Genomic DNA, 24,108 nt, shown 5'->3' with positions numbered 1-24,108 from the left:
GTAGATATTTTTTCCTAGGTATGAAAATAGTTTGAATGATGGATTTTGTTTTTTGTAACCTTATTTTAACATTACTTTAAGAGACTTCTAATAAAAGAGGAAGAAGGACGTGGGGACATTTTATGGATGCAATTGATGATCTCTTTGACGACATAGAGCGAAGAAGAAAAAGCAAAGAATATAGTCGAGATGCAGATCAATTAGAATCATATTTACATGAAGTTCAACGTATCATGGAATTTCTTGAAGAAGGTATCTATCTGTTTCAAAATTCGCACCAACAATATGCGTCAGATTGGTCAGGGCGTTCTAAGAGCTCATATGAGGATATTTATAATGATATTACGCAATCCACTTTTCATCTGTACGACGTAAGGGATGAATTGTTTCAAACTTTACGCTTAGAAATTTCACGATTAAGAGAGCTAGCATCGGCGTAATAAATAACATTATCGACTCACTCTTTTAGAAAGTGAGTCTTTCCGTATAGGCTTAAAAAATGTTTGGATGATGACTGAAGGCTTACAAGAGATAGGGGGACGGACATACATGGAGATAAAAGTAAATCCAGAGGTGCTGCAGACATTTGCAGAGCGAATTCAACAGTCTCATTCACAGACGGCTGATGCACTTCAAAAACTAAGCTGGGAAGCTACAAATCTACATTTCTTGTCTGTTGCAGATATTGATAAAGTGCTGGACTTGCAGGAAGAGTTACAGCATATGATTCGCAAACTTGATTCGCTAACGGAAAATGCACATTTATTAGTAAAAGACACTGCGGAGCAAATGAGAAAAGCAGATGGAGAGCTAGAAGGCTCTTCAGGCTGGACGGAGTTTTGGTCGAGCGTATGGAGCGATGGGAGCGCCCATTCGCAAGATACGTGGAATGACATAAAGAACTTAAAAGAATGGAACACGTATGACAATATGCATAGAACGATTGAAAAACCTCTAGGTACTCTTAATGTTATGTGGAATTCGCTTTCTATGTCTTGGGAAGAAAAAGTAGTGAATGGTTCTACATGCAGTCGAACGGAATTTTTCACTTATGGGGTTATTCAAATGGGATTGGGCATTTTAAGTCAGGAGATGAATCCTTCAAACATTATGTTTAGTGACAGCACAGAGGAAGTGAAGAGAGAATGAATGAAGTATATGATGGCGCTGGAAGTGAAATGGTACAGTTCCTTACAGGGTTGTCTCAGCAATGAAGTATACATTTAATTTATTAGAAAAATCGTTAATTGAAGCAATGAAAGATAATAAAAAAATTGCTCAATTTTATAAAACTTTAATGAATAGCAATTTATGGCTAGTTGTTAGCTCAGAACATGTAGCATCAGATATATTAATTGCAGAGCACTACGTTCAGACGATGAAAAGTGCAGCGTATCGATATTTACCTGTTTTTTCGTCAAAATATCCGATTGAACAGATGCTAAAAGATGAAAAGACCGTATGTGTATCATTTAAGGATATGCTGCCTGTATTAAATGAAGAAATAGCCATATTACTTAATCCTGACACGCCTCTCTCAAAATTATTCATCCCGGAAGAAATAAGAATGTTAAAAGAAGATAAAAATTATTTTAAGCAGTAGCCAAGGCGATAACAAGCACATGTCCTTTTTTCAAGCATGTCTGAATCTTAAATAAATAGGATATATATAGGCAGGGCCTTAAACAGGCTGCTGCTTTTTTATTACTAGTAAATAGTTCTATAGATAATAAATAGAAATGTAATTTAATAGTCTTATAGTTTTTATTTTCCTTTAAATAGGTACCTATAGATTAGATGGAAAAGGTTTAAATGAGAACAAAATCTTGGTTTTTTAGGTTTTATTTGCATTTTTTAGGGGTACTTGTAGATACATATTCTCATTTTTGGAGGCTTTTGCAAGTAACCTTTGACCTTATCACTAGAGTTTCTTACAATAATAGTAAATATATAAACCGAAGGAGAGATATGTATGTCAGGAATTATTCGCGTAACACCAGCAGAGCTTCGCGACATGTCAGGTCGCTATACTAACGAAAGCGGTCAAGTTCAAGAACTAGTAAGCCGTCTTGATACAATGAAAAATCAACTTCAAGATATGTGGGAAGGTGCTTCAAGCGAAGCGTTTGCTGCTCAATACGAAGAATTAAAACCTTCTTTCGTTGAAATGTCTAACCTACTTACAAAAATTGCTAAGCAATTAGACGACTCTGCAAATGTTCTTGAAGATACAGATAACCAAATCGCTAGCCAAATCCGCGGTTAACTTCATCTAATAATCTAAGTGAAGTAATAAAAGGAGCGCCCCATTCTCAAAAGATGAAGGCGCTTTTTCTATGTTTTGAGGTGATGAAACCCTATGTATATAGAAGTAACAGTAGACTTAAAGCACTATACAGGTGATCGGTTCGATTTGCGACTATCAAACTATCATTCAATCAAAAAAGTAGTCGAGATCGTTTGGCAAGCTAAAAAGATTACTCAATCACCAAAGGACGGTGCGTGGATACGTGTTTCAAATAAAAATCTTATTTTCTCGGGAAATGAGACGATGATTAACTGCGGAATTACCACAGGTGATTGTATCGAAATTCTCTAAAGGAGTCTATTAGAATGTCAGAGAAGAAACCGACTTACTTAGAAGAGCAGCTCGAAGCTGTAATGACACGTCATAATAATGAATATACATTTGTTTTTCAAAAAGAAAAAATTCGACTTGATCGTTCTGTTGAAATTGAAATGTTAAAGGATGTAAACACGGCTTTTCAAAAAGAAATCATGATGAGCGATGATGAACTTAAAATAACAATTAAGCCTACCTCTGAATTTCAACCTTTTACAGCATTAAAGGGAAAAGAAGAACAGCAAAAGTGGCTGTTTGCAGATCAGCTTATCAAAAAGATAAAGCAGCATTCTTTTTCAAGGCTGCATTTGTTGATTTGTCCAGAAAATATCATTTTTGATAAAAGTTTAAGTCCTGCTTTTTTACATTATGGAGTGAAAGAAAGTTTACCTCCTTATGAACCTAACGAGGAACAAAGCTTTCAGGAGTTAAAGGCTACGATAGCGGCGGCTGTTGACTCATCGCATACATTTGAACAGTATTTTAAGTTATACGAGACCTTGCAATTAAAAGAAGACGCTAAAAAAATAATGCATATCAGCAATGAGGAAGAGTTGAGTCAATTTGTTCAGCATAAGCTAACCCAAATTGAAAAACATCAAAAGACACTTGTTCAACTTCCTCAAAAACGCTGGACCATTTTTAAGTTTTCATCTGTCGGTATACTTGTCTTATTAATTCCAGCTCTTATTTATACTTTTTATTCTTATTTTTTTGCTCAGCCGAAACAAGAAGCATTTGTAGAAAGCAACGAATACTTTCTTGAAAAAAACTACAGCAAAGTAGTCGACACACTTGAAGATTACGATATTGAAAGTATGCCTAAAATTGTGCAATACGAAATAGCAACCTCCTATCTTGTTAATGAAAAGTTGGGAGAGGAGCAAAAGGCAAATGCTTTAAAGACTATTACGCTTCAGTCAGATCCTCAGTACTTTGCCTATTGGTTTTACATTGGCCGAGGAGACAACAAAAAAGCTTTAGAAGTGAGCAGGTTGTTAGAAGAACGTTCGTTAATTATCTATGCATTAATGAAATACGAAGGTCAGCTAAAGACAGACAACGATTTAGCGGCTGATAAAAAGCAAGAAGAGCTTGATAAAGTAGCGAATGAACTGGAAGAATTCAAGAAAGAAAATGATCAGCAAGAAGCGGAAGCAGCCAAGCAGCAAGAAGAGAAACAGGCTGAGGAAGCACAGGCGGCCAAGCAGCAGGAAGAAGAACAGAAAGCTGCAGAAGCCGAGAAAAAGAAACAAGAAGAGCAGAAAAAACAGCAGGAAGATCAATCGAAGTAGGGAGGTAGTTGTATGAATATGCTTTGGATAGTTAGTGGGCAAACGTATCAGCAGCTGCCTATAGATTTTAAAACCTTTCGCCAAGCAACGGTTGGAAACACTCAGCATCAAACGTTTACTTTTTCCTATCCGTTTGAGAAAGGTCAAATGACGCTGTCATCTGAAAAGAACGGCCGGCTCTTGATTTCCTACGGAGAAGAAAGGATAGCAGAGCTATCTGTTTCTGAGTCGTTTGTATGGCGAGAACAAGGACAGGCTTTAACCTTTGCCCTTACAGAGACGGCTGTTAAAGAAGCTGTCTATTATATTGATTACGAATCAGAAGTCTCGTTTTCCACAAGTGATGAAGCAGCTGATGTGTATCAGCAGAAAGAAAAGTATGTAGTAGAGCCAAAAGAAGGATTTTACTTATCAAAGATAAACGGGAAGTGGAAGGTCTTTTATAACCAAGAACGGTTTTATCTTAATGGACACCGAATAGAAGAGAATAGGAACCTTCAGCCCGGAGATCTTATTTTATGGTCTTCTATGACGATTCAATTGATCGAAAAAGATTTGCTGAAGATTCAAAGCTACTATGATTATGCATCTAAGCTTCCGGCTACGGCGCAACCTATTTCTGAAATGAAAAAGAAGTACCCGGTTTATAGACGGACACCGCGCATGATATATGATTTGCCTAATGATAAGGTGAGCTTGTCCTTTCCGTCTCAAGACAATGATGAAAATAACCGAAGCTTATGGCTTACCATTTTACCCCCATTAGTCATGCTTTTAGTCATGGGTACGGTATCGATTATTCAGCCCAGGGGAATTTTTATTATTATATCTGTCATGATGTTTACGACCACGCTGATTGTATCTACCGTTCAATATTTCAAAGATAAAAAACAGCGCAAGAAGCGCCAAGAGCGTCGTCGTCGAATTTATACAAAGTACTTAGAGAACAAGCGCGAGGAATTACAAGAACTAGCATCAGTTCAACGAGACGTATTATCTTATCATTTTCCAACGTTTGAACGAATGAAATATTTAACAGAACAGATTTCCGATCGAATTTGGGAACGAACTGTGGAAAGCAGTGATTTCTTACAGGTGCGTCTTGGAAAAGGAACAGTTCCTGGAAGCTACCAAATTTCTTTAAATAGCGGAGATATGGCTAATCGAGAAATTGATGATTTGCTTGAGCAGTCTCAGCACATGGAAAAAGTCTATCGAGAAGTCAAAAATGCGCCTGTTACCGCTCACTTAGGTTTAGGCTCTATCGGTCTGGTAGGAAAGATGAAGACGGTGAAGAATGAACTGCATCAGCTTGTAGGACAGCTGGCATTCTCCCACAGTTATCATGATGTGAGATTCGTATTCATTTTTGATGAAGAAGAATATAAAGAGTGGGAATGGATGAAATGGCTCCCTCATTTTCAGCTGCCTCATTCTTTTGCGAAAGGCTTCATTTATAATGAACAAACGAGAGATCAGCTTTTATCTTCTATTTACGAAATGCTGAGAGAACGCGACTTAGATGAAGCAAAAGGAGAAGGGGTTTTTTTGCCTCACTTTGTTTTTATTATTACGAATCAGCAGCTAATTGCAGATCACGTTATCTTAGAGTATTTAGAAGGGTATCACCCTCATCTTGGGTTCTCTACGATATTTGCGGCAGAGACGAAAGAAAGCTTAACGGAGCATGTTCACACACTCGTTCGTTATATTAACGAATCCGAGGGGGATATATTAATTCAAAAGCAAAAAGCTGTGAATATTCCATTTCAGCTTGATAAACACACGCTTGATTATAATGAAAGATTTGCAAGGATGCTGCGGACATTGGATCACCAAGTTGGCATGACCAACTCAATTCCAAATAGCGTTTCATTCTTAGAATTATTTAAAGCAAGAGAAATTGGTGAGCTGGATATCGTGCAAAGGTGGCACACCAATGAATCAGCTAAGTCGCTAGCGGTTCCAATTGGTTTAAAAGGAAAAGAAGATATTGTTGAACTAAATCTTCACGAAAAAGCTCACGGCCCTCATGGATTACTTGCAGGTACGACGGGGTCAGGGAAAAGTGAATTTTTACAAACGTACATTCTTTCTCTAGCGGTGAATTTCCACCCCCATGAAGTCGCATTTTTATTGATTGACTATAAGGGCGGAGGAATGGCTCAGCCGTTTAAAAACATGCCTCACCTGCTTGGAACCATTACAAATATTGAAGGAAGTAAGAATTTTAGTACAAGAGCCTTAGCTTCTATTAAAAGTGAATTAAAGCGACGCCAACGCTTGTTTGATAGATATGAAGTCAATCATATTAATGATTATACAGATTTATATAAGCAAGGTATGGCAGAAGAACCTCTGCCTCACTTATTCTTAATCTCGGATGAATTTGCTGAGTTAAAAAGTGAAGAACCAGAGTTCATTCGCGAATTAGTCAGCGCGGCGCGAATTGGACGTAGTCTAGGCGTTCATTTAATTTTAGCAACACAAAAGCCAGGCGGTGTTATTGACGATCAAATTTGGAGTAATGCGCGCTTTAAAGTAGCGTTAAAAGTCCAAGATGCCGCTGATAGTAAAGAAATCTTAAAAAATGCAGACGCTGCTTCTATTACGGTGACGGGTCGAGGCTATCTGCAGGTTGGAAATAATGAAGTGTATGAACTGTTTCAGTCAGCTTGGAGCGGCGCGCCGTACATGGAAGATACGTATGGGGCTGAAGATGAAGTAGCCATTATCACAGATCTCGGGTTGATTCCTTTATCTGATGTATCTACTCAGCAGACGTCATCCAAACAAGCGGAAGCAGAAATTGATGTTGTGGTGCAAAAAATCGAACAAACGCAGCAGGAATTAGGTATCAAAAAATTAAATAGTCCATGGCTGCCGCCTCTTAAAGAGAGATTGCTTCGCAGTGAGTACAAAGAGAAGCGAGACGGCGTATTCCCAATTGGCTTAATTGATGAACCTGAAAAGCAAAGTCAAACGGTATATAACTATCAGCTGATGGACGATGGAAACATTGGTATATTTGGTTCGTCAGGATACGGTAAATCGTTTACAGTCATGATGTTGCTTCTTAGTCTAGCTGAAAGACAGAGCCCAGAGCAGCTTCATTATTACATTTTTGACTTTGGGAACGGTACGCTGCTGCCGCTTCGTCAGCTGCCTCATACGGCGGATTATTTCTTAATGGATCAAATGCGTAAAATTGAAAAATTCATGACGATTATCAAACAAGAAATCGCAAGGCGAAAGCAGTTATTTCAACAGCAGGAAGTTAGCAATATCAAAATGTATAATGCTCTAAGTTCAGAAGAGCTTCCTCTAATTTTTATCACGATTGATAATTTTGATCTTGTTAAAGAAGAAATGCAAGATCTAGAAATGCAGTTCACACAGCTTGTGCGTGACGGCCAGTCTTTAGGAATTTATATGATCTTTACCGCGACGCGCGTGAATTCTATTCGTCAGTCACTTATGAATAACTTGAAAACGAAGGTGGTTCATTACTTAATGGATCATTCAGAAGCGTATTCTATTTTAGGACGTACGCCGTATGCGCTGGAGTCTATTCCAGGTCGGGCTATTATCAAAACGGATCAACCTTATTTTGCACAGCTGTTTTTACCTGCGGAAGGAAAAGATGATTTTGAAATTTTTGATGCAGTTAAGCTGCACATTCAACGATTAAAGAAACAATATGCTGATGCTATTCTTCCGGAGCCGGTGCCAATGCTGTCATCGAAACTTGTACTTGCCGAATTTATGACGGACAGAAGAGTTATTCGCGAAAAAGGAGTTATTCCTCTTGGGTTAGATGAAGAGTTTGTTCGACCGGTGCATATGAACTTTACGAAAAATAAGCATTGTATCGTCATGGGGCAGACGCAAAAAGGAAAGACAAATGTAGTGAAAGTCATACTGCAAACAGCGCTTGAACAAGGCGTGAAGCAAATCGGACTATTTGATTCGGTTGACCGTGGTTTATCAAGCTATGCAGCTGAAGAGCAAGTTGTTTACATGGAAACAAAAGAACAGATCGTCGACTGGCTTGACCTAACCGAAGAACGATTGCAGCGACGTGAAAATAAGTATTTGGAAGCAGTGCAGGAAGGAACCGTACACGGCCTTTCATTTGCCCCGATCATGCTTGTGGTAGACGGATTTGTACGATTCCAGCAAAACTTAGACAGTGTCTTGCAGGATCGTATTACAAAATTGATGAAAAATTATAGCCACCTGGGCTTTAACTTGATTGTTGCAGGGAACAACAATGAGTTTTCAAAAGGATTTGACGCGTTAACAACAGAAGTGAAGCAAATTGGCCAAGCTGTGTTGTTGATGAAGAAAACAGAGCAAAGCTTATTTACACTTCCTTATGACCGAAAAGAAGCCGACGTTAACCCTGGCTTCGGTTATTATATTAAAAGTGGAAAAGAAACAAGAATTCAAATCCCGCTATGTGTAAGTGAAAGGAAGATCTTAACATGACCGAACAGCGTAAGTATACACTTAAAGTCATATTAGCTGTTGTTTTAATTTTGGCTCTTCCTTCTTTCTTTTTCCAGTATATTGGAGACAACCCGCTACAAGTCACAGAAAACTCAACAAGAACGATTGCGGTTGTTAACGAAGATAATGGAGTAAAAGAAAATAGTGAAAAAGCGATAGAATTTGGAGAAAAAGTGACTCCTCTTTTACAGGAGGGGTCAGATTATCAATGGACCGTGCTTGGACGAAGCGCAGCTACAAGCGGTTTACAGAATGGGAAATATGATGCGGTTATTTATATTCCCTCGACTTTCTCACAAAATATTTTATCGTATCAGGAAAAAAAACCAGAAAAAGCTACTTTGGAATACAAAGTTCAAAGTCAGCTTAACGCAGTTAATAAGGAAAAAGTAGTAGGGGAATTAGAAGATGCTACTACAAAGGTTAATAATGAAATGTCCTCTTTGTACTGGAGTTATGTATCACAGGAAGTGGATAAGGTACGCGGACAGTTCGATAAAATTCTAAATAAAGAAATCGCCTTTCAAAAAACAATGGTCGCTTTTTATAAACCGAATTCAAAAGATTTAGCAGGTGAATTAAATGATCAAAAGAAAATTCTTCAGCAAATCCAAGATAATGTAAATAAAGCAGAAAAAGGTTCTAGCGACAGACAAGGCGACGTAGAACAGGTTGAAAAGAATTTAAACAGCTTCATTGAATATGTAAATCAATATCAAACATATCAAGAAACACAGAAACAAATGCTTGAAAAAACGCAGGCTCAAAGTGTCGCTGCGATTCAACAAGGGTTGTCTTCCCTTGAATCTAATCAGCCAAGCTCTAAGCAAAATTTTAATGAGCAGGCCAATCAAGTGTTTAGTGGCTTATCTTCCATTCAACAGCAGCTGGATGAAAATCAAAAAGCCGTTGGAGAACTTGGAGATCAACAAGCAGATAACGTCAGTGAACAAGAAAAAGCTCTGCAAGATTTGAACGGCCAAATCATCAGTTCATACAAACAGCAGTCTGAGCAAACAACCTTAAATCAAATTGAAAGTAAGCTAAAGCCGCTTCGTGCGCAGCTAGAGACAGCTTCATCAAATGATAGTGGTGGAGGCTCAACGGATCCAGGGGAAAGTGATGGAACTCAGCCAGATCCTAATCAAGACGGAGAGACGCCAACGGACCCTGGAGAAGGTGACGGAACTAAGCCAGATCCTAATCAAGGTGGAGAGACGCCGACGGATCCTGGAGAAGATGATGGAACTCAGCCAGATTCCGGTCAAGGCGAAGGAACGTCAGAACCAATTCAAGTGGATTTATCTCAGCAAACAGCAAAGCTTGATGATATATCAAAAGGGCTTGATGATTTAGAAAAGCAGCTTCAAGGCATGACGAGTGAAACACCCGAAGCGCCTGAAGCACCTGAGACACCTGAGGACACGGAAACGCCTGGAACGCCTGAAACACCGGATACACCTGATACATCAGGCACATCCAATGCTGTGAAAAGTGCGCTTGAAAAAGTGGCTAATCTGAAAACACAGGTACAGGCGGTCAAAGATGAGCTGCAAAATGTAACCGTTCAGCCTGAAACTTCAGGAGAAAATACGGATGCGCTGAAGCAGAAAATTGCCAGTTTGGAAGCAGACGTCGAGTCTTTGACAGCACAGAAAAACAAAGCAGAGAAAGACTTAGAAGAAGCAACCAAGTCGTCCAGCAGTCAAATTGCTAAGCTTCAAGAAGAAAATGAACGATTAAAAAAAGAGAATGAAAAGTTGAAAGAAGACGGCAAAAAACCTTCTAAAGGCAGTGCGGATGTTGATGGTCTCATTACGATGATTAAAAACAAAGAAGATAAAATCTTATCTTCTCCAAACCTTTCAGCTTCTCGAAAAGAAAAGCTGAGCAATACATTCTCAGGTAAGATTAAAAGCAGCAGTGCCGAAGATCTGTTAAAGTACTACGGTGATTTATCGCAGTATGATTTGACTTTAGCTCAAGTCGGAAATACAGACATACAGAACAGCGTCCTTAACAATGACTCTATTAAAGGAAGTTTGCAGCAGGCGTTAGCTGGAACCGTTTCTTCTCAAGACGCGCGTAAGCAAATTCAACAAAACCTGTCTCTAACAAAAGAAGAGTTAGCACAGTTCCAAAGTTCAGTGCAAGATTTTGCTGATCAATATGGACAAACAGTTGATGCTGAACAAGCATCGATTATGGAAGAGCTATCAGCTATTCAAGAAAAAGCAAATGCAATGAATCAAGAGCTTCAATCTAGCGCAGGTGAAGATCAAGCATTAGAAAAGAAAGAAGCTCCGGACGTAACAGGCTTAATGACGCTGCAGCAAAGCATGGGTCAAGAGTTGAAGGGAATGAACGAACTCATTTCATCTTTAGGTGAAAGACAAGCTAATGTTGTCACGTACACAGATGAATTGCAGAAGCGTGTAAATGAAGTTCAGGATAAGGCTGACACGCTTAACAGCAAGTGGGCCCAAAACGTGGATTCAACGAAGTTGGTGCGAGGCCAGGTATACCGCTTGTTAAATAATACATTAGTAGATGGACAGAATAATGATTACGTTTATCATTATTTAGCAAATCCTCTTCAAGTAAGCGGTGAAGTGCCGGCTGAAAAAGTAAAAGAGGTTCCACCGGTTGTCATTTTGGTTATTATCTTAATCAGCAGCCTACTAATTGGCTATTTCAGTCAATACTACCGACATGCACCGATGCTTGTAAAAGGTACGCTCTTTGGATTATTGAATTTGATTGTAGGGTTAATGGTAAGTATCTTTAGCCTTAATATTTATTCGTTATCGGGAGACCGGGCAATGGAATGGTCAATCTTTACGATCGTCTTATTGCTTGCTTCATCTACACTTGTACGTATTGCTTTCTTATTAGGAAGCTTCGCTGGATGGGTGACGACAGTAGGGTTGATTTTATTTTATATTACCCCGCTTCTTAACTTATCTATGCCAAACTTTAATTACGAAGATCCAGTATCTAAAGTGTACATGTCCATTCAATATGATACGCAGTCTCTGTTTGGACAGGCGCTTATTGTATTACTGGGAATGACTGCTGTTTTAAGTGTTCTGCCATCTATTATTCGTGCTTTAAAGACGACTAAAGAGGTTGAAAATGATGAAACCTATAGTGCTTAGTAAGAAGATTGGAAGTGTTGTTCTTATTTTTTCACTTCTTTGTTTCCCTATAGCAGCAGCGGCTGAAGCTGATGATGGAAACGTTGAAGAGATTAAACCAAATGTATATAAAGATGATCCCATTAACTTAGACCCCGAATCTTTGCTAGAAAATAAAAAAGAAGTAGGAAATATTCCGGAGGAAATAAAGGATCTTACATTTGAAAAAGAGGAAGATGCAGAGAAAGAGAGTTTAAAAGAAAGTCTTTTTGCGAACGCATCAGCTGAAGATAATACGATTTCTGCGAAAGCAAAAGAATATAACTTGTTTTCTTCTAAAAACACTTCCTACAAGAAAGATCGGACAGAACAAACGGCTTCTGAAAAGTCATCAGATCTACAATGGTTTTATTTATTATTGATTGGTGTGGGGGTTGTTGTATTATTTGTGGTTTTAATACCGCGCATTAGCCCTCAGCCTTCTGTGAAAAAATGAAAAAACCTCGCTGTTAATCAACAGCGAGGTTTTTGCGTATAGACGTAAATTTACAGGCGGCGGAAGCCTTCTTCAAACAAATAATCTTCTGCTTCTTCGTAAGATAAAAATGCTGCCTCTAAATTCAAGCCAGAATAAATATTCCACAGGTCATCTTCATGAACAAGTAAAAGCGTTGCATTGTCTGGGCCGTTCCAGCGCTGTTCATTTCCATTCCCTACAATAGCTTCTTCTCTAGCTGTATCAGGAAGGGTAGACAAAGATTCAATAGAAGCTTCAATAATTGATCGAAGATCTTCTTCAGTGTAATCACGGATATTCACAAGACCTTTGTCATTTGTTTCATATCCTTTTAAAAAACCTGCATATACAAATCCATTTCCGTTAGGATGCAGATGATGCACAACAACCGTTTTATCGTACACGCTTTCTTCATAATGAAAATTCACGCGTCCTAAAGATACATCTTTTCGATGCAGCTCTGGAAACGATGAAATAATAGCTAATTTTTCGTCAAAACTAAGCATAGACAATCCTCATTTCTATTTAAATCATTTCATTTTCTGAAATGGTATAAGCTCTTTTACGATTCGGTTGATTATACCATATATAAAGAAAGACACATAATGCTTTTTCCAGTGTGGACTTTTAAAAATATAACCCTTCGCATAAAGCAGCCGCCACTGTAAAGAAGAACACATCTTTTTCACTATAAAACTTAACAAAAAACAGGCAGGGAATTCACAGTGAAAAAATAATATAAAGAGGTGGAAGGAAACGAGTTTTTAAACCTATCATAAGGAGGAATAAAAAAGTGAGATTACATGCTCTGTGTAAAAAAACATGGGTAATGTCCCTGCTTGTTTTTGCTCTTGCAGTGAGCTTAACTCCTGTTAGTCAAGCAGCCGCATCTTTATCTGTGTCACAAGCTCTTGAAAATCAAAACAACAGTGTACAAGCTGTTAAAGGATATGTAGTAGGTCAACCTACAGGCACATCTACAGTTATTACGAGCAATTACCCAAACGATTATGCACTTGCTCTTGCTGACAGTGCAAATGAAACCAATACAGACAAGATGGTGTACGTTCAAATTCCTTCAAATTTGCGAAGTACATTTGGACTTCAAAGTCGCTCGGAGTTAAAAGGGAAAAGTCTTACTGTTACGGGCACACTCACTCCTTATTTTTCACACCCAGGAATAAAATCAGTTACTTCTATTAGTACAGAAACAGGAGGAACTGATCCGACGCCAGATCCCACAGAGCCAACCGTTCCAGTAGAAGACTATTATCGTACCACAGCTGGAAAAACAGGAAATACCTTAAAGACAGAGCTTCATAACATTATTGATCATCACACAGAACTGTCTTATTCAGCCGTATGGGAAGCTTTAAAGAAAACGGATGAAGATCCAGCTAACGCAAATAACGTTATTTTGCTCTACACGGGGCGTTCACAGGCTAAGAGTACAAATGGAGGCGGAGTGGACGATTGGAATCGTGAGCACGTCTGGGCAAAGTCTCACGGGGATTTTGGAACAGCTATGGGTCCTGGAACAGATCTTCATCATTTACGTCCAACCGATGTGTCTGTAAATGGTACGAGAGGAAACTTAGATTTTGATAACGGAGGGACGGAACATAGCGAGGCACTCGGAAATTATTTTGACAGTGATTCATGGGAACCTCGAGATGAAGTAAAAGGTGATGTGGCTCGTATGTTGTTTTATATGGCCGTACGCTATGAAGGCGATGTAAGTGATGAGCCTGACTTAGAACTTAATAACACAGTGAATAATGGCACTGCTCCTTATCATGGGAAATTATCTGTGCTTCTTCAATGGAACGCCGAAGATCCAGTAGATGATCGAGAACGACGCAGAAATGATATTATTTATTCAGACTATCAGCATAACCGCAATCCGTTTATTGACCATCCTGAATGGGTGAATGAGATTTGGAACTAATGTAGGAGGCGTCCTGGCGGGGCGTCTTTTTTTATAAAAGAAAAAGGAAAAAACTAAAATCCGCCGAATACCTATAGGTGATTTTGAAAAAATGGAGGGAAGCTATGAAACAGCTATGTAAAAAAGGATTGGCTTTTATTTTGGTACTCATTTTTGTTAACGCTTTCATTTTGAATCCACTTAATGGAGCGGCTTCCGTAGATGGAAAATCAATGAATCCTGGTTACAAAACCTACTTAATGGCGCCTTTAAAAAAGGTAACAGACTATACAACATGGGAAGCGTTTGAGAACGATTTACGCAAAGCGAAACAAAATGGATTTTATGCGGTGACAGTAGACTTCTGGTGGGGAGATATGGAGAAGAACGGCGATCAGCAGTTTGATTTTTCCTATGCTCAGCGCTTTGCTCAAGCTGCTCGTAATGCAGGTATAAAGATCGTTCCTATTATTTCTACTCATCAGTGCGGCGGTAATGTTGGAGATGATTGTAACGTTCCGCTTCCGTCTTGGGTATGGAACTTAAAAAGTGATGACAGCCTTTACTTTAAATCGGAAACAGGTACGACAAATAAAGAAACGCTAAGCCCGCTTGCAACTGACGTTATTTCTAAGCAATACGGAGAGCTCTATACGGCATTTGCGCAAGCGTTAGCACCTTATAAAGACGTGATTGCTAAAATCTATTTATCCGGAGGCCCTGCAGGTGAAATTCGTTATCCGTCCTATACAGCAGCAGACGGAACCGGCTATCCGTCTAGAGGAAAATTTCAAGTGTATACGAACTTCGCCAAAAGCAAGTTTCAATCATATGCTTTGACTAAATACGGTTCACTCGCCGGCGTCAATCAGGCATGGGGAACCAATTTAGCCTCTGCATCGCAAATTTTACCGCCATCAGATGGCTATCAGTTCTTAAAAGATGGTTATTCAACAGCTTATGGAAAAGATTTCTTAGCATGGTATCAAGGAGCTTTGGAAGATCACACAAAACGTATTGGACAGTTAGCTCATCAGGCTTTTGATGCCACCTTTAACGTACCAATCGGTGCAAAAGTGGCGGGAATTCATTGGCAGTATAATAATCCGACGATTCCTCATGCTGCAGAAAAACCTGCTGGATATAATGATTACAATGCGCTTTTAGACGCTTTTAAAACAGCTAAATTAGATATAACGTTTACGTGCTTAGAAATGACGGACAGCGGAAGTTATCCCGAATATTCTATGCCAAAGACGCTTGTACGCCAAGTAGCAGGTATTGCGAATGCAAAAGGAATTGTTTTAAACGGGGAAAATGCTCTAACTATAGGCAGTGAAGATCAATATAAAAAAGCAGCTGAAATGGCCTTTAACTATAATTTTGCAGGATTTACTTTGCTTCGTTTCTACGATGTCATTAACAATGATACGCTGATGGGGCAATTTAAAAATACGCTGGCCGTTACACCAGTTGCGCAAACGGTTGTAGTAAAAAATGCGCCAACTGCGGTAGGAGAAACGGTTTATATTGTTGGAGACAGAGCTGAGCTAGGTCAGTGGGATACGTCCCTTTATCCAATTAAATTAACATATAATTCATCTACAGCCGATTGGAGAGGCACCGTCTATTTTCCTGCGAGTCAAAATGTTCAATTTAAAGCAATTGTGAAGAGAGCTGATGGCTCGTTAAAAGCATGGCAGCCTTCGCAGCAATATTGGAGCGTGCCGTCAACAACAGCAACTTATACAGATAATTGGTAAACAAAGCCGCATAGCAAACGCTATGCGGCTTTGTTTCGAACATAAGAATTATTTCCAGTTCGCTTGAATAAACTCATCTCGACCAGACTTAGCGCGGTCTTCTTTATAATGCTTTGGATTTTTCTTGTGGAAATCTTGGTGATACTCTTCCGCTTCATAAAACGCAGAGGCAGGAAGGATGCTTGTCACGATTGGTTTTTTAAAACGTCCGCTTTTTGCGACCTCTAGCTTTGTCTCTTCAGCTTCCTGCTTTTGGCTATCGTTATGGTAAAAAATTGCTGTTCGATACTGCGAGCCGCGATCTTGGAATTGACCTCCATCATCTGTTGGATCAATTTGCGGCCAATAAAGATCTAGCAAACGTTTATACGGAAACACTTCAGGGTCAAATGTGATTTGAACCACTTCGTAATAACCGCTTGTGCCAGATTTTACTTGCTCATAGGTAGGGTTATCCACAGTTCCCCCCATATATCCTGATACAATGCCGTGAATACCTTCTAGCTCTTCAAATGGTGTAACCATACACCAGAAACATCCACCTGCAAATGTAGCTTTTTCCATACGTAATCCCTCACTTAATCCGTTGTTATGAAGGGTATTATAACAAATTTATATTGAAACAGCTAGAAAAGGGTTTGTAGGTTGTGTAAAAGCTGTGGATAAAGATAAATATCCACAGCTTTTACACAATAGACTCGGCTATGTTGAAGATTGAAAAATGCAGGAGAGAAGAAAGAAAAAATGATAGAATAGATGAGGTGTATATATCGATGTAGAAGAGATTAGGCGGCAGAAGCAGGATCTATGCGGCATCTAGATAAATAAAGTTAGTACGTTAGTAACAAGAGGTAAGAAGCAGCATATTCGCGCTGTTAAATAAATATACAAAGATAATAGGAGAGTTGAATATGTTACAAGGTAATCTCATCCTAGAGCACTATGGATTAAATGAATTAAATTTTGATACGATCAAAAGCTACCGGGATCGATTTGCTGAAGTAAAACCAGCTCATCCTTGGAATGCGCTTGAAACAAAAGAGTTTTTATACAAAGTAGGAGCATGGGGAAAGGTAAGAGATACCCATAAAGAAGGAGTTACACTCGCAGGCCTGCTTTTATTCAGTGAAGAACGGATTATCACAGAAGTTTTACCACAATACTTTTTAGAATACCGGGAAAGTAAAGGGAATGAAGAATGGACAGAGCGTTTTACCTCTCAAGACGGGACGTGGTCAGGAAATATTTTTGATTTTTATTTCCATATTCATGAAATTGTTCGCAATAGCGAACCCCAGTCGTCAATCGCTTCCTCTTTAACAGAAGTTTTAATCAACATGCTTATTCATGCAGATTATAATGGCGAGGGCGGCGTTATTTTAGAAAAGCAACCTTCTCATTACGTTTTTTCTAATCCAGGTCTTTTGTTAGTACCTACAGATTCAGTTTTTAGTAAAACCGTTAGTCAGCTTCGAAACCCGAATATCGTTAAGCTATTCAGTTTACTAGGGCTATGTGAACGTTCGGGCTCTGGCTTGAAAAAAGTGAAGCAAAACTGGAGCTTGCATCATTATAAAAAGCCTTCTGTTGATCAAGATGTTTCTATGCATCGTACGGTAGTCACGTTATCTTTGTCCACTCAAGAAAGACAGATTAGTTCTTCTGAAAAAGACACTTATCATACGTCTGTAACTGATTTGGGAAATAATTTTAAAAGTGTCGAAAAATATCAAAACATACCTGAAAACAATGTCGAAAGTAACTCCTATAATAAAAATAAAGACTCTTATAATAAAGGTTTATTAGAGGAGTTAAACTTATGTAATAACGACAATAACTCCTATAATAAAGAAGAAAACTACTACAGTAGTGAACTTAACTCATATAATAAAGGTGATTACTCCTATAATAGTTATCAAAGCACCTATAATAAAGAATCGGAAGATGGTTCTTCTAATTCAGTGAATGGTGAGGATATTGATACGAAGCTATGGGATATTGCAGCGCTGGCTCGTGAAAAAAAACGGCTTTCGCCTAATCAGATGGAGCATATTATTCTTGAATTATGCAAAGAAAAACCGCTCATGCTTAAAGAGTTTGCTTATTTACTAGAAAGAACGCCGGATGGAGTACGTAATAATTATTTAACAAAGCTATTACGAAAAGGACAATTACAGTTGAAATATCCAAATCAGCCAAACCATCCAAAGCAGGCATATTTATTCCATAAGAAAGATACAGGGAAGTAAATCAAGCAACCGCTAGAACAAATAAAGATTAGGCTGAAAAAATTGATAAGGGAGAGTTTGCTGAAAGCTACAGATCTAAGGGAGAAATTCACCATAAAGTTGCCAAGCTGCCAGACTCTCTTTATATGAGTTCTGGCTCGTATAAAGGAGGAAATAGAGTGTGAAAAGCAAGTGCGTTCTTATTTTTCTGGTGGTTGTATGGCTGTTTAATATGGGGAAAGGAATAGGATGTGGATCAAAGGTGAATGCAGAGATGAATATACCGCTGTCGACGTGGGTGTGGGATACAAAGAAATGGATGTTGAACCAAGAAGCTATCCGTGAAAAACTTCAAGAAAAAAAGGTGACAAAGGTTTATTTACAAATTGATGCTCATCTTTCACCTTCTGTATATAGGCATTTTATCCAACAAGCGCAAGTCCAGGGTATAGATGTCTACGCACTTGACGGCGCTCCTTCTTGGATAGGGCCTTCTGGTATAGAAGAGCAAGACGCATTTTTTAATTGGATAACAGCTTACCAAGCAGAAGCGGAAGAACAACAGCAATTTTCAGGGGTTCATTTAGATATAGAGCCGTATTTGTATAAAAGCTGGAAAAATAATCGAGCGAAAAGTATTCTGCAGTATCAATATGTTATTTCTCAAGCCGCTGTACAGTCTCATGAGTTACACTTGCCGCTTGCTGTAGATATACCGTTTTGGTTTGACGAAGTTCCATTCAAAAATAGCAACGGTTCCGGTTCGCTGGGGCATTGGATTATTCAGTACGCTGATGAAGTCACAATTATGTCGTACCGAAACCATGCAGATAAAGAAGACGGTATTGCTGACATAACGCAAAATGAACGCAGGTGGGGACGTGTACTATCTACTCCGATTGAAATAGGGGTAGAAACGATGGCCTCAGATGAAGGGGAATACATTTCTTTTTCTGCTAAAGGAGAAGAAGAGATGATGCAAGAGCTGGGTATGTTGCTTACGAAGTGTCAAGCTAAAAACCCTCCAAGCAGTATAGCTGTTCATCATTTTGATAGCTGGCTACAGATGAAACCATGACAACGAAAAGACCGCTGCATCACTGCAGCGGTCTTTTTGGGTTTAGGGAGTATAGATACAATATAGCCATTTTATTAAAGGACTATACATAAAAAAAGTAACCATTTAAAAAATGGCTACTCACACAAAGGGGGGGAACTTAATCTTATCATTCCCACTTTTTCTAAAAGATATGCCTCTTTTAACCCGTTTTTTTAAAATAATTTAGTCGTCCAAGATTCGCAGTTCCACACGTCTGTGACTACATCTTGATAAAATTCAGGTTCGTGACAAATAATTAAGATACTTCCTTTGTATTCTTTTAAAGCTCGTTTTAATTCATCTTTCGCATCTACATCCAAGTGGTTTGTAGGCTCATCCAGTACAAGAATGTTGGTTTCATTGTTAATCAGCTTACATAGACGGACTTTTGCTTTTTCTCCACCGCTTAGAACTTCTACTTTACTTTCAATATGTTTGGTTGTTAAGCCGCATTTAGCTAACGCTGCACGAATTTCATATTGGGTAAAGTGAGGAAACTCGTTCCATGCTTCTTCAATACACGTATTGTAGTTAGCTGATTTAACTTCTTGTTCGAAATAGCCAATATGCTGGTAATCGCCTTTTTCTACAGAGCCTGAAATCGGTTTGATTTCTCCTAGAATACTTTTTAAAAGAGTTGTTTTCCCGATTCCATTTGCTCCTACAAGGGCAATCTTTTGACCTCGCTCCATTTTTAGATTCAGTGGCTTAGAAAGCGGCTCTTCGTATCCAATGACTAAATCAGATGTTTCAAAAATTAATTTGCTTGAAGTACGAGCACTCTTAAAGTTAAACTCTGGTTTTGGACGCTCTTGAGCTAGTTCAATTACTTCCATTTTATCCAGCTTTTTTTGACGGGACATGGCCATATTTCGTGTCGACACGCGGGCTTTGTTTCTCGCTACGAAATCTTTTAAATCTGCCATTTCTTGCTGTTGTTTTTTATAAGCTGCTTCAAGCTGCTGTTTTTTCATCTCATATACTTTCATAAAATCGTCGTAGTCTCCTACATAGCGATTTAACTCTTGGTTTTCCATATGATAAATTAAATTGATCACGCTATTTAAAAATGGAAGATCGTGAGAAATTAAAATAAAGGCATTTTCATATTCTTGCAAGTAGCGTCGTAGCCACTCGATATGCTGTTCATCCAAGTAGTTTGTAGGCTCATCAAGTAAAAGAATTTCTGGTTTTTCAAGCAGCAGTTTGGCTAGCAATACTTTTGTACGCTGTCCGCCACTTAAATCCTGTACGTCACGATCTAAGCCGATATCTTCTAATCCTAATCCGCGTGCAATTTCTTCGACTTTTGCATCGATAACGTAAAAGTCATTGTTTGTTAAGAGGTCTTGAAGTGTACCGACTTCTTCTAAAAGTTTTTCAAGTTCTTCTGGTGATACATCGGCCATTTTCTCATAGAGTCCATTCATTTGAGCTTCTAAATCAAATAGGTATTGAAAAGCACTTTTTAGTACATCACGAATAGAAAGACCGCGCTCTAATGCTGTGTGCTGATCTAAATAGCCGACGCGCACTTTTTTAGACCATTCTACTTTTCCCGCATCCGGTTCTAGTTTGCCTGTAATGATGTTCATAAATGTTGATTTACCTTCGCCGTTTGCTCCAATTAAGCCGACGTGTTCACCTTTTAACAATCGAAATGATACATCGTTAAAAATCGCACGGTCACCAAAACCGTGGCTTAGATTTTTTACGTTTAATACACTCATGCTGACACACCTTTTCTTTTAAAATATCTATCGTACGTTTCGTTATAAACAAATTGATTCATAACGATTATAGCGAACTTATATACATAAATCCATATGAGTTTTCCAGCCTGGAAAGTCATATAAAATTCACTCGCGTCTTCCTTTCACTTCATTCATACTATATATATCAATATAGAAAATCCTTCATGACGAAGGGCCGGTCATATCGGATCATTCAAATAGAGTATATAGAAGAACAAAAAGCCAGGGGGAAAAGAAATGAAGATTCATACGATACTAGTGGCAGGAAGAATGCATAAAGAGCTGCAGGAGATAATCAATCAAAAGAAGCTCACACAGACGTTTCGGTTTATGGAAGAGCAAGACGTTACAATGGAAGATTTAAACTGGGCTGATGCGCTTTTATCCTTCGGTCCAACGAATTGCTTTGAAGATCATAGCTTTAAATGGATTCATTCTCTCGGCGCAGGAGTCGATCGGTTCTTAGAAAGTGGGAATTGGAAAAAGAGCGTGATGTTAACACGTACGGTTTGTTCATTCGGTCAGCGAATCAGTGAATATTGTCTTAGCTATATGCTAGCTGAACTTCAGCACCACGCACAGTTTCAGCATCAGCAAAAACAAAAGCAGTGGAAAGTGATAGAGCCTCAGCAGCTTTCTACTCAAACGGTCATAATTTATGGAACAGGTGAAATCGGCGGACGTCTTGCCGCTGTTTTAAAATCTTTTGGTGTACGAGTGATAGGCGTATCTAAAAATGGAAATGAAAAGCCCTCATTTGATCAAGTCTTCTCCATTTCAAAAGAAAAAGAATTGTTAAAAGAAGCGGATTGGATTATTAGCACCATGCCATTAACGAGTGAAACAAAAAGCTACTTTGATCAAAAATGGATGAATTTAGTTGAAAATGCATACTTTATAAACGTTGGACGAGGAGCAACTGTAGATGAAAATGCGTTAGTAGAGGCTATTGAGCAAAAACATATTCGAAAAGCATACATAGACGTGTTTGAACAGGAGCCGTTAACGAAAGAATCCTTTTGGTGGAATCATTCACATATCATCATAACACCTCATATTTCAGCGGTGACTACGCCTGAAGAAGCCGTCGAATGCTTTGTTGAAACGCTGCAAAAAGTTGAGCAGGGCGAATTGACTTCTAACTTGGTTAATATTGAAAGAGGCTATTAAAGCATTATGATGCGCGTTTCCGCTATGAGAATGGTATACTGAAACTTGCTTTTCTTGAACGAAAAGAATGAAATCTGTTCTTCTAGGGGGGAACAAACGTTGAAGCAAGAAGAATTATTTGAACAAGCACGTGTATTTATAGAGACGTGTTACGCTGAACTTGAAAAAAGCGAAGCGGATAAAAATAAGCGGTTAAAAGAAATTCATCAGCAAATTATGTCACTCGGACATTATGATCATACATTTGAAGAGCTAGAGCACGGAGCTCGTATGGCTTGGAGAAACAGCAATAAATGTATCGGACGACTATTTTGGCAATCGCTTAATGTATTTGATAAGCGAGAGGCGATCACAGTTGAAGAGGTAAGAGACGCCCTTTTTCATCATATTGAATATGCAACAAATGACGGGAAAATCCGTCCTACTATTACGGTGTTTAAACCAAAAATGAAGGCAAAAGAACCGGTTAGGATATGGAATCATCAGCTAATCCGCTATGCTGGGTATGAGACGGAATATGGTATGATAGGAGACCCTGATTCTGTTGCGTTCACGGAAGTTTGTCAAAAATTAGGATGGGAAGGTGAGAGAACTCACTTTGATGTTCTTCCTCTTGTCCTGCAAGTGAATGAAGAGTCGCCTCGATATTTTGAGATTCCAAAACATTTAGTGAAGGAAGTAGCTATTACGCATCCAGAACTTCCTGAATTTGAAGACTTACAGTTAAAATGGTACGCTGTCCCAATGATTTCAGATATGAAGCTAGAAATTGGAGGGATTGAGTACGTCGCAGCACCGTTTAATGGATGGTACATGGGGACTGAAATTGGTGCCCGAAATTTAGCGGACACGCATCGCTATAATCAACTTCCAAAAGTAGCTTCTATAATGGGATTGAACATGAATTATAATGCTACGCTTTGGAAGGACAAAGCTCTTGTGGAATTAAACGTTGCAGTGCTTTCTTCTTTTAAACGAGAAGGCGTTAGCATTGTAGACCATCACACGGCTGCTCAGCAATTTCACTTGTTTGAAGAAAGAGAACAAAAAAATGGCCGGGAAGTGACTGGGAACTGGACATGGTTAATCCCACCGGTTTCACCAGCTACCACACATATTTTTCATAAGCCTTATAAAAATAAAGTATTATCACCAAATTATTTTTATCAAGACGCTGCTTATTAAATGAACAAAAAAGAGAGTACAAATTTGTACTCTCTTATTACACGTTAATTAATTTTTGTGTTTATCAAGCAAGTTAGCAAGTACATATGTTTTGTACTTTTCCACTTTGCGGCCTTCATGGTTGCGAACTCCTCGTTTTTTAAGTTCCTCAACATACCAACCTTTGCTTCCTACGTGCATACTCAAACACCCTTTCGTCATTTTTTAGGATGAACAGAATGAGGTTCATTGTCTGCTCGAATGGAGACATCTTGTCTTTCCAATACGTGCCTCATTGTAACATCTTTTATTTTATGATGAAAGGGAAAAAGGTCAAAAAAACGAGAATGATTTCAGGTGAATTTTAGTTTGTTCATTCCTCGTTTTTTTGAGATAGGAGGAGGAGGTTTAATTCGTCTTTATTTTGGATTAGATCTTCTAATGTATACTGATCTAACACTTTAATGAAGGCTTGCATGGCTTCATGCAAAACACTTTTTAACTTGCAGACGGGGCTAATAATGCAGAAGTTTCCTTCACGGTCAAAACATTCAACAATATGAAAATCTTCTTCAGTTTGACGTACCACTTTGCCAATATTAATGTCTTTTGGAAGCTGAGCTAAACGAATACCGCCGTTTCGTCCTCGGATCGTTTCAATTAAGCCAAGTTTTCCAAGTTCGTGAATGATTTTCATAAGATGGTTTTTTGAAATATTATACGCTTCAGCAATTTCTTTTATATTGCTTAGTTTATTATTATCGCGAACGCCTAAATATAATAAAACTCGCAGTGAGTAATCTGTATATTGTGTGAGCCTCATCTTTTTACCTCTTCTCTTATCAGCAGCTGATATATCTATAATAGCATGTCTATATCTAAGAAATACAGAAAGAATGCTCACATTTTTGACAGGGTG

General features: G+C 38.6%; 20 protein-coding genes. 15 read left to right on the top strand and 5 right to left on the bottom strand.

The window, feature by feature from the left end; translation table 11 throughout:
- Nucleotides 1–122 precede the first annotated feature (122 nt).
- The 9 genes from ACH6EI_RS23610 to essA all read left to right on the top strand — a co-directional run bounded on the left by ACH6EI_RS23610 (nucleotide 123) and on the right by essA (nucleotide 12,063).
- Entirely contained in the window at nucleotides 123–440 is a 318-nt protein-coding gene (locus ACH6EI_RS23610) for a hypothetical protein (protein ID WP_013055102.1), read from the top strand.
- Nucleotides 441–549: 109 nt separating this feature from the next.
- Complete coding sequence (locus tag ACH6EI_RS23605; RefSeq protein WP_028412475.1) at nucleotides 550–1,149, top strand: WXG100 family type VII secretion target; 600 nt, start codon at nucleotides 550–552, stop codon at nucleotides 1,147–1,149.
- A 61-nt stretch (nucleotides 1,150–1,210) separates the two neighbouring features.
- On the top strand, nucleotides 1,211–1,603 hold the full coding sequence (locus tag ACH6EI_RS23600; RefSeq protein WP_028412474.1) for an SseB family protein: 393 nt from the start codon (nucleotides 1,211–1,213) through the stop codon (nucleotides 1,601–1,603).
- A 369-nt stretch (nucleotides 1,604–1,972) separates the two neighbouring features.
- Nucleotides 1,973–2,266 (top strand): WXG100 family type VII secretion target, encoded by a 294-nt coding sequence (locus ACH6EI_RS23595; protein ID WP_028412473.1) that lies wholly within the window; start codon nucleotides 1,973–1,975, stop codon nucleotides 2,264–2,266.
- A gap of 93 nt (nucleotides 2,267–2,359) precedes the next feature.
- Entirely contained in the window at nucleotides 2,360–2,599 is a 240-nt protein-coding gene (gene yukD / locus ACH6EI_RS23590; RefSeq protein WP_025752817.1) for an ESX secretion system protein YukD, read from the top strand.
- A 14-nt stretch (nucleotides 2,600–2,613) separates the two neighbouring features.
- Nucleotides 2,614–3,918 (top strand): type VII secretion protein EssB, encoded by a 1,305-nt coding sequence (essB, locus tag ACH6EI_RS23585; protein WP_028412472.1) that lies wholly within the window; start codon nucleotides 2,614–2,616, stop codon nucleotides 3,916–3,918.
- Nucleotides 3,919–3,930: 12 nt separating this feature from the next.
- Nucleotides 3,931–8,409, top strand: a complete 4,479-nt coding sequence (gene essC / locus ACH6EI_RS23580; RefSeq protein ID WP_099330590.1) for a type VII secretion protein EssC — start codon at nucleotides 3,931–3,933, stop codon at nucleotides 8,407–8,409.
- The gene (gene esaA / locus ACH6EI_RS23575; protein ID WP_028412471.1) at nucleotides 8,406–11,588 is read left to right on the top strand and encodes a type VII secretion protein EsaA; all 3,183 of its coding nucleotides are present in this window, start codon (nucleotides 8,406–8,408) and stop codon (nucleotides 11,586–11,588) included. The genes essC and esaA overlap by 4 nt, the downstream gene beginning before the upstream one ends.
- Nucleotides 11,566–12,063: a type VII secretion protein EssA gene (essA, locus tag ACH6EI_RS23570; RefSeq protein ID WP_028412470.1), complete on the top strand. Its 498-nt coding sequence runs from the start codon at nucleotides 11,566–11,568 to the stop codon at nucleotides 12,061–12,063. The genes esaA and essA overlap by 23 nt, the downstream gene beginning before the upstream one ends.
- A gap of 50 nt (nucleotides 12,064–12,113) precedes the next feature.
- On the opposite strand, the gene ACH6EI_RS23565 is transcribed toward essA, so the two are convergent.
- Nucleotides 12,114–12,590: a hypothetical protein gene (locus tag ACH6EI_RS23565; protein ID WP_028412469.1), complete on the bottom strand. Its 477-nt coding sequence runs from the start codon at nucleotides 12,588–12,590 to the stop codon at nucleotides 12,114–12,116.
- A gap of 287 nt (nucleotides 12,591–12,877) precedes the next feature.
- Here ACH6EI_RS23565 and ACH6EI_RS23560 point away from each other — a divergent pair, with 287 nt between their 5' ends.
- Nucleotides 12,878–14,032, top strand: a complete 1,155-nt coding sequence (locus tag ACH6EI_RS23560; RefSeq protein WP_028412468.1) for an endonuclease — start codon at nucleotides 12,878–12,880, stop codon at nucleotides 14,030–14,032.
- A 104-nt stretch (nucleotides 14,033–14,136) separates the two neighbouring features.
- On the top strand, nucleotides 14,137–15,774 hold the full coding sequence (locus tag ACH6EI_RS23555; protein WP_099330591.1) for a family 14 glycosylhydrolase: 1,638 nt from the start codon (nucleotides 14,137–14,139) through the stop codon (nucleotides 15,772–15,774).
- Between the two features lie 48 nt (nucleotides 15,775–15,822).
- Here the strand turns inward: ACH6EI_RS23555 and msrA are convergent, their stop codons facing one another.
- Entirely contained in the window at nucleotides 15,823–16,338 is a 516-nt protein-coding gene (gene msrA / locus ACH6EI_RS23550; RefSeq protein ID WP_028412466.1) for a peptide-methionine (S)-S-oxide reductase MsrA, read from the bottom strand.
- A gap of 347 nt (nucleotides 16,339–16,685) precedes the next feature.
- Here msrA and ACH6EI_RS23545 point away from each other — a divergent pair, with 347 nt between their 5' ends.
- Nucleotides 16,686–18,023, top strand: coding sequence for an ATP-binding protein (locus ACH6EI_RS23545; protein ID WP_099330592.1), 1,338 nt, complete (start codon nucleotides 16,686–16,688; stop codon nucleotides 18,021–18,023).
- Nucleotides 18,024–18,183: 160 nt separating this feature from the next.
- On the top strand, nucleotides 18,184–19,080 hold the full coding sequence (locus ACH6EI_RS23540) for an amidase (protein ID WP_098999459.1): 897 nt from the start codon (nucleotides 18,184–18,186) through the stop codon (nucleotides 19,078–19,080).
- A 194-nt stretch (nucleotides 19,081–19,274) separates the two neighbouring features.
- Here the strand turns inward: ACH6EI_RS23540 and ACH6EI_RS23535 are convergent, their stop codons facing one another.
- The gene (locus ACH6EI_RS23535; RefSeq protein WP_028412463.1) at nucleotides 19,275–20,831 is read right to left on the bottom strand and encodes an ABC-F family ATP-binding cassette domain-containing protein; all 1,557 of its coding nucleotides are present in this window, start codon (nucleotides 20,829–20,831) and stop codon (nucleotides 19,275–19,277) included.
- A 261-nt stretch (nucleotides 20,832–21,092) separates the two neighbouring features.
- On the opposite strand from ACH6EI_RS23535, the gene ACH6EI_RS23530 reads away from it, so the two are divergent.
- Nucleotides 21,093–22,025 carry a D-2-hydroxyacid dehydrogenase gene (locus ACH6EI_RS23530; protein ID WP_098999461.1) on the top strand — a complete coding sequence of 311 codons (933 nt, stop codon included), beginning with the start codon at nucleotides 21,093–21,095 and terminating at the stop codon, nucleotides 22,023–22,025.
- A gap of 99 nt (nucleotides 22,026–22,124) precedes the next feature.
- Nucleotides 22,125–23,210: a nitric oxide synthase oxygenase gene (locus tag ACH6EI_RS23525; protein ID WP_098999462.1), complete on the top strand. Its 1,086-nt coding sequence runs from the start codon at nucleotides 22,125–22,127 to the stop codon at nucleotides 23,208–23,210.
- Between the two features lie 48 nt (nucleotides 23,211–23,258).
- Here ACH6EI_RS23525 and ACH6EI_RS23520 read toward each other — a convergent pair whose 3' ends face one another.
- Together ACH6EI_RS23520 and ACH6EI_RS23515 are read right to left on the bottom strand one after the other, a co-directional pair.
- Nucleotides 23,259–23,390, bottom strand: a complete 132-nt coding sequence (locus ACH6EI_RS23520) for a YflJ family protein (protein ID WP_016762840.1) — start codon at nucleotides 23,388–23,390, stop codon at nucleotides 23,259–23,261.
- A 172-nt stretch (nucleotides 23,391–23,562) separates the two neighbouring features.
- Nucleotides 23,563–24,012, bottom strand: coding sequence for an Rrf2 family transcriptional regulator (locus ACH6EI_RS23515; protein ID WP_028410145.1), 450 nt, complete (start codon nucleotides 24,010–24,012; stop codon nucleotides 23,563–23,565).
- Nucleotides 24,013–24,108: the final 96 nt, after the last annotated feature.

The organism is Priestia sp. JSM ZJ58, from assembly GCF_044383985.1.
Lineage (GTDB): Bacteria > Bacillota > Bacilli > Bacillales > Bacillaceae_H > Priestia > Priestia zanthoxyli.
The sequence above is the reverse complement of the archived record's forward strand: the minus strand, read 5'-3'. Positions and strand labels throughout refer to the sequence as shown.

Excerpts from the sequence above, each read along its gene's own strand:
- ACH6EI_RS23520 (WP_016762840.1), bottom strand. The coding sequence starts at position 23,390 with ATGCACGTAGGAAGCAAAGGTTGGTATGTTGAGGAACTTAAAAAACGA.
- ACH6EI_RS23600 (WP_028412474.1), top strand. The coding sequence starts at position 1,211 with ATGAAGTATACATTTAATTTATTAGAAAAATCGTTAATTGAAGCAATG.
- ACH6EI_RS23545 (WP_099330592.1), top strand. The coding sequence starts at position 16,686 with ATGTTACAAGGTAATCTCATCCTAGAGCACTATGGATTAAATGAATTA.
- essB (WP_028412472.1), top strand. The coding sequence starts at position 2,614 with ATGTCAGAGAAGAAACCGACTTACTTAGAAGAGCAGCTCGAAGCTGTA.
- ACH6EI_RS23605 (WP_028412475.1), top strand. The coding sequence starts at position 550 with ATGGAGATAAAAGTAAATCCAGAGGTGCTGCAGACATTTGCAGAGCGA.
- ACH6EI_RS23535 (WP_028412463.1), bottom strand. The coding sequence starts at position 20,831 with ATGAGTGTATTAAACGTAAAAAATCTAAGCCACGGTTTTGGTGACCGT.
- esaA (WP_028412471.1), top strand. The coding sequence starts at position 8,406 with ATGACCGAACAGCGTAAGTATACACTTAAAGTCATATTAGCTGTTGTT.
- ACH6EI_RS23565 (WP_028412469.1), bottom strand. The coding sequence starts at position 12,590 with ATGCTTAGTTTTGACGAAAAATTAGCTATTATTTCATCGTTTCCAGAG.
- ACH6EI_RS23530 (WP_098999461.1), top strand. The coding sequence starts at position 21,093 with ATGAAGATTCATACGATACTAGTGGCAGGAAGAATGCATAAAGAGCTG.
- ACH6EI_RS23515 (WP_028410145.1), bottom strand. The coding sequence starts at position 24,012 with ATGAGGCTCACACAATATACAGATTACTCACTGCGAGTTTTATTATAT.
- essC (WP_099330590.1), top strand. The coding sequence starts at position 3,931 with ATGAATATGCTTTGGATAGTTAGTGGGCAAACGTATCAGCAGCTGCCT.
- ACH6EI_RS23610 (WP_013055102.1), top strand. The coding sequence starts at position 123 with ATGGATGCAATTGATGATCTCTTTGACGACATAGAGCGAAGAAGAAAA.
- msrA (WP_028412466.1), bottom strand. The coding sequence starts at position 16,338 with ATGGAAAAAGCTACATTTGCAGGTGGATGTTTCTGGTGTATGGTTACA.
- yukD (WP_025752817.1), top strand. The coding sequence starts at position 2,360 with ATGTATATAGAAGTAACAGTAGACTTAAAGCACTATACAGGTGATCGG.
- ACH6EI_RS23595 (WP_028412473.1), top strand. The coding sequence starts at position 1,973 with ATGTCAGGAATTATTCGCGTAACACCAGCAGAGCTTCGCGACATGTCA.
- ACH6EI_RS23555 (WP_099330591.1), top strand. The coding sequence starts at position 14,137 with ATGAAACAGCTATGTAAAAAAGGATTGGCTTTTATTTTGGTACTCATT.
- essA (WP_028412470.1), top strand. The coding sequence starts at position 11,566 with ATGATGAAACCTATAGTGCTTAGTAAGAAGATTGGAAGTGTTGTTCTT.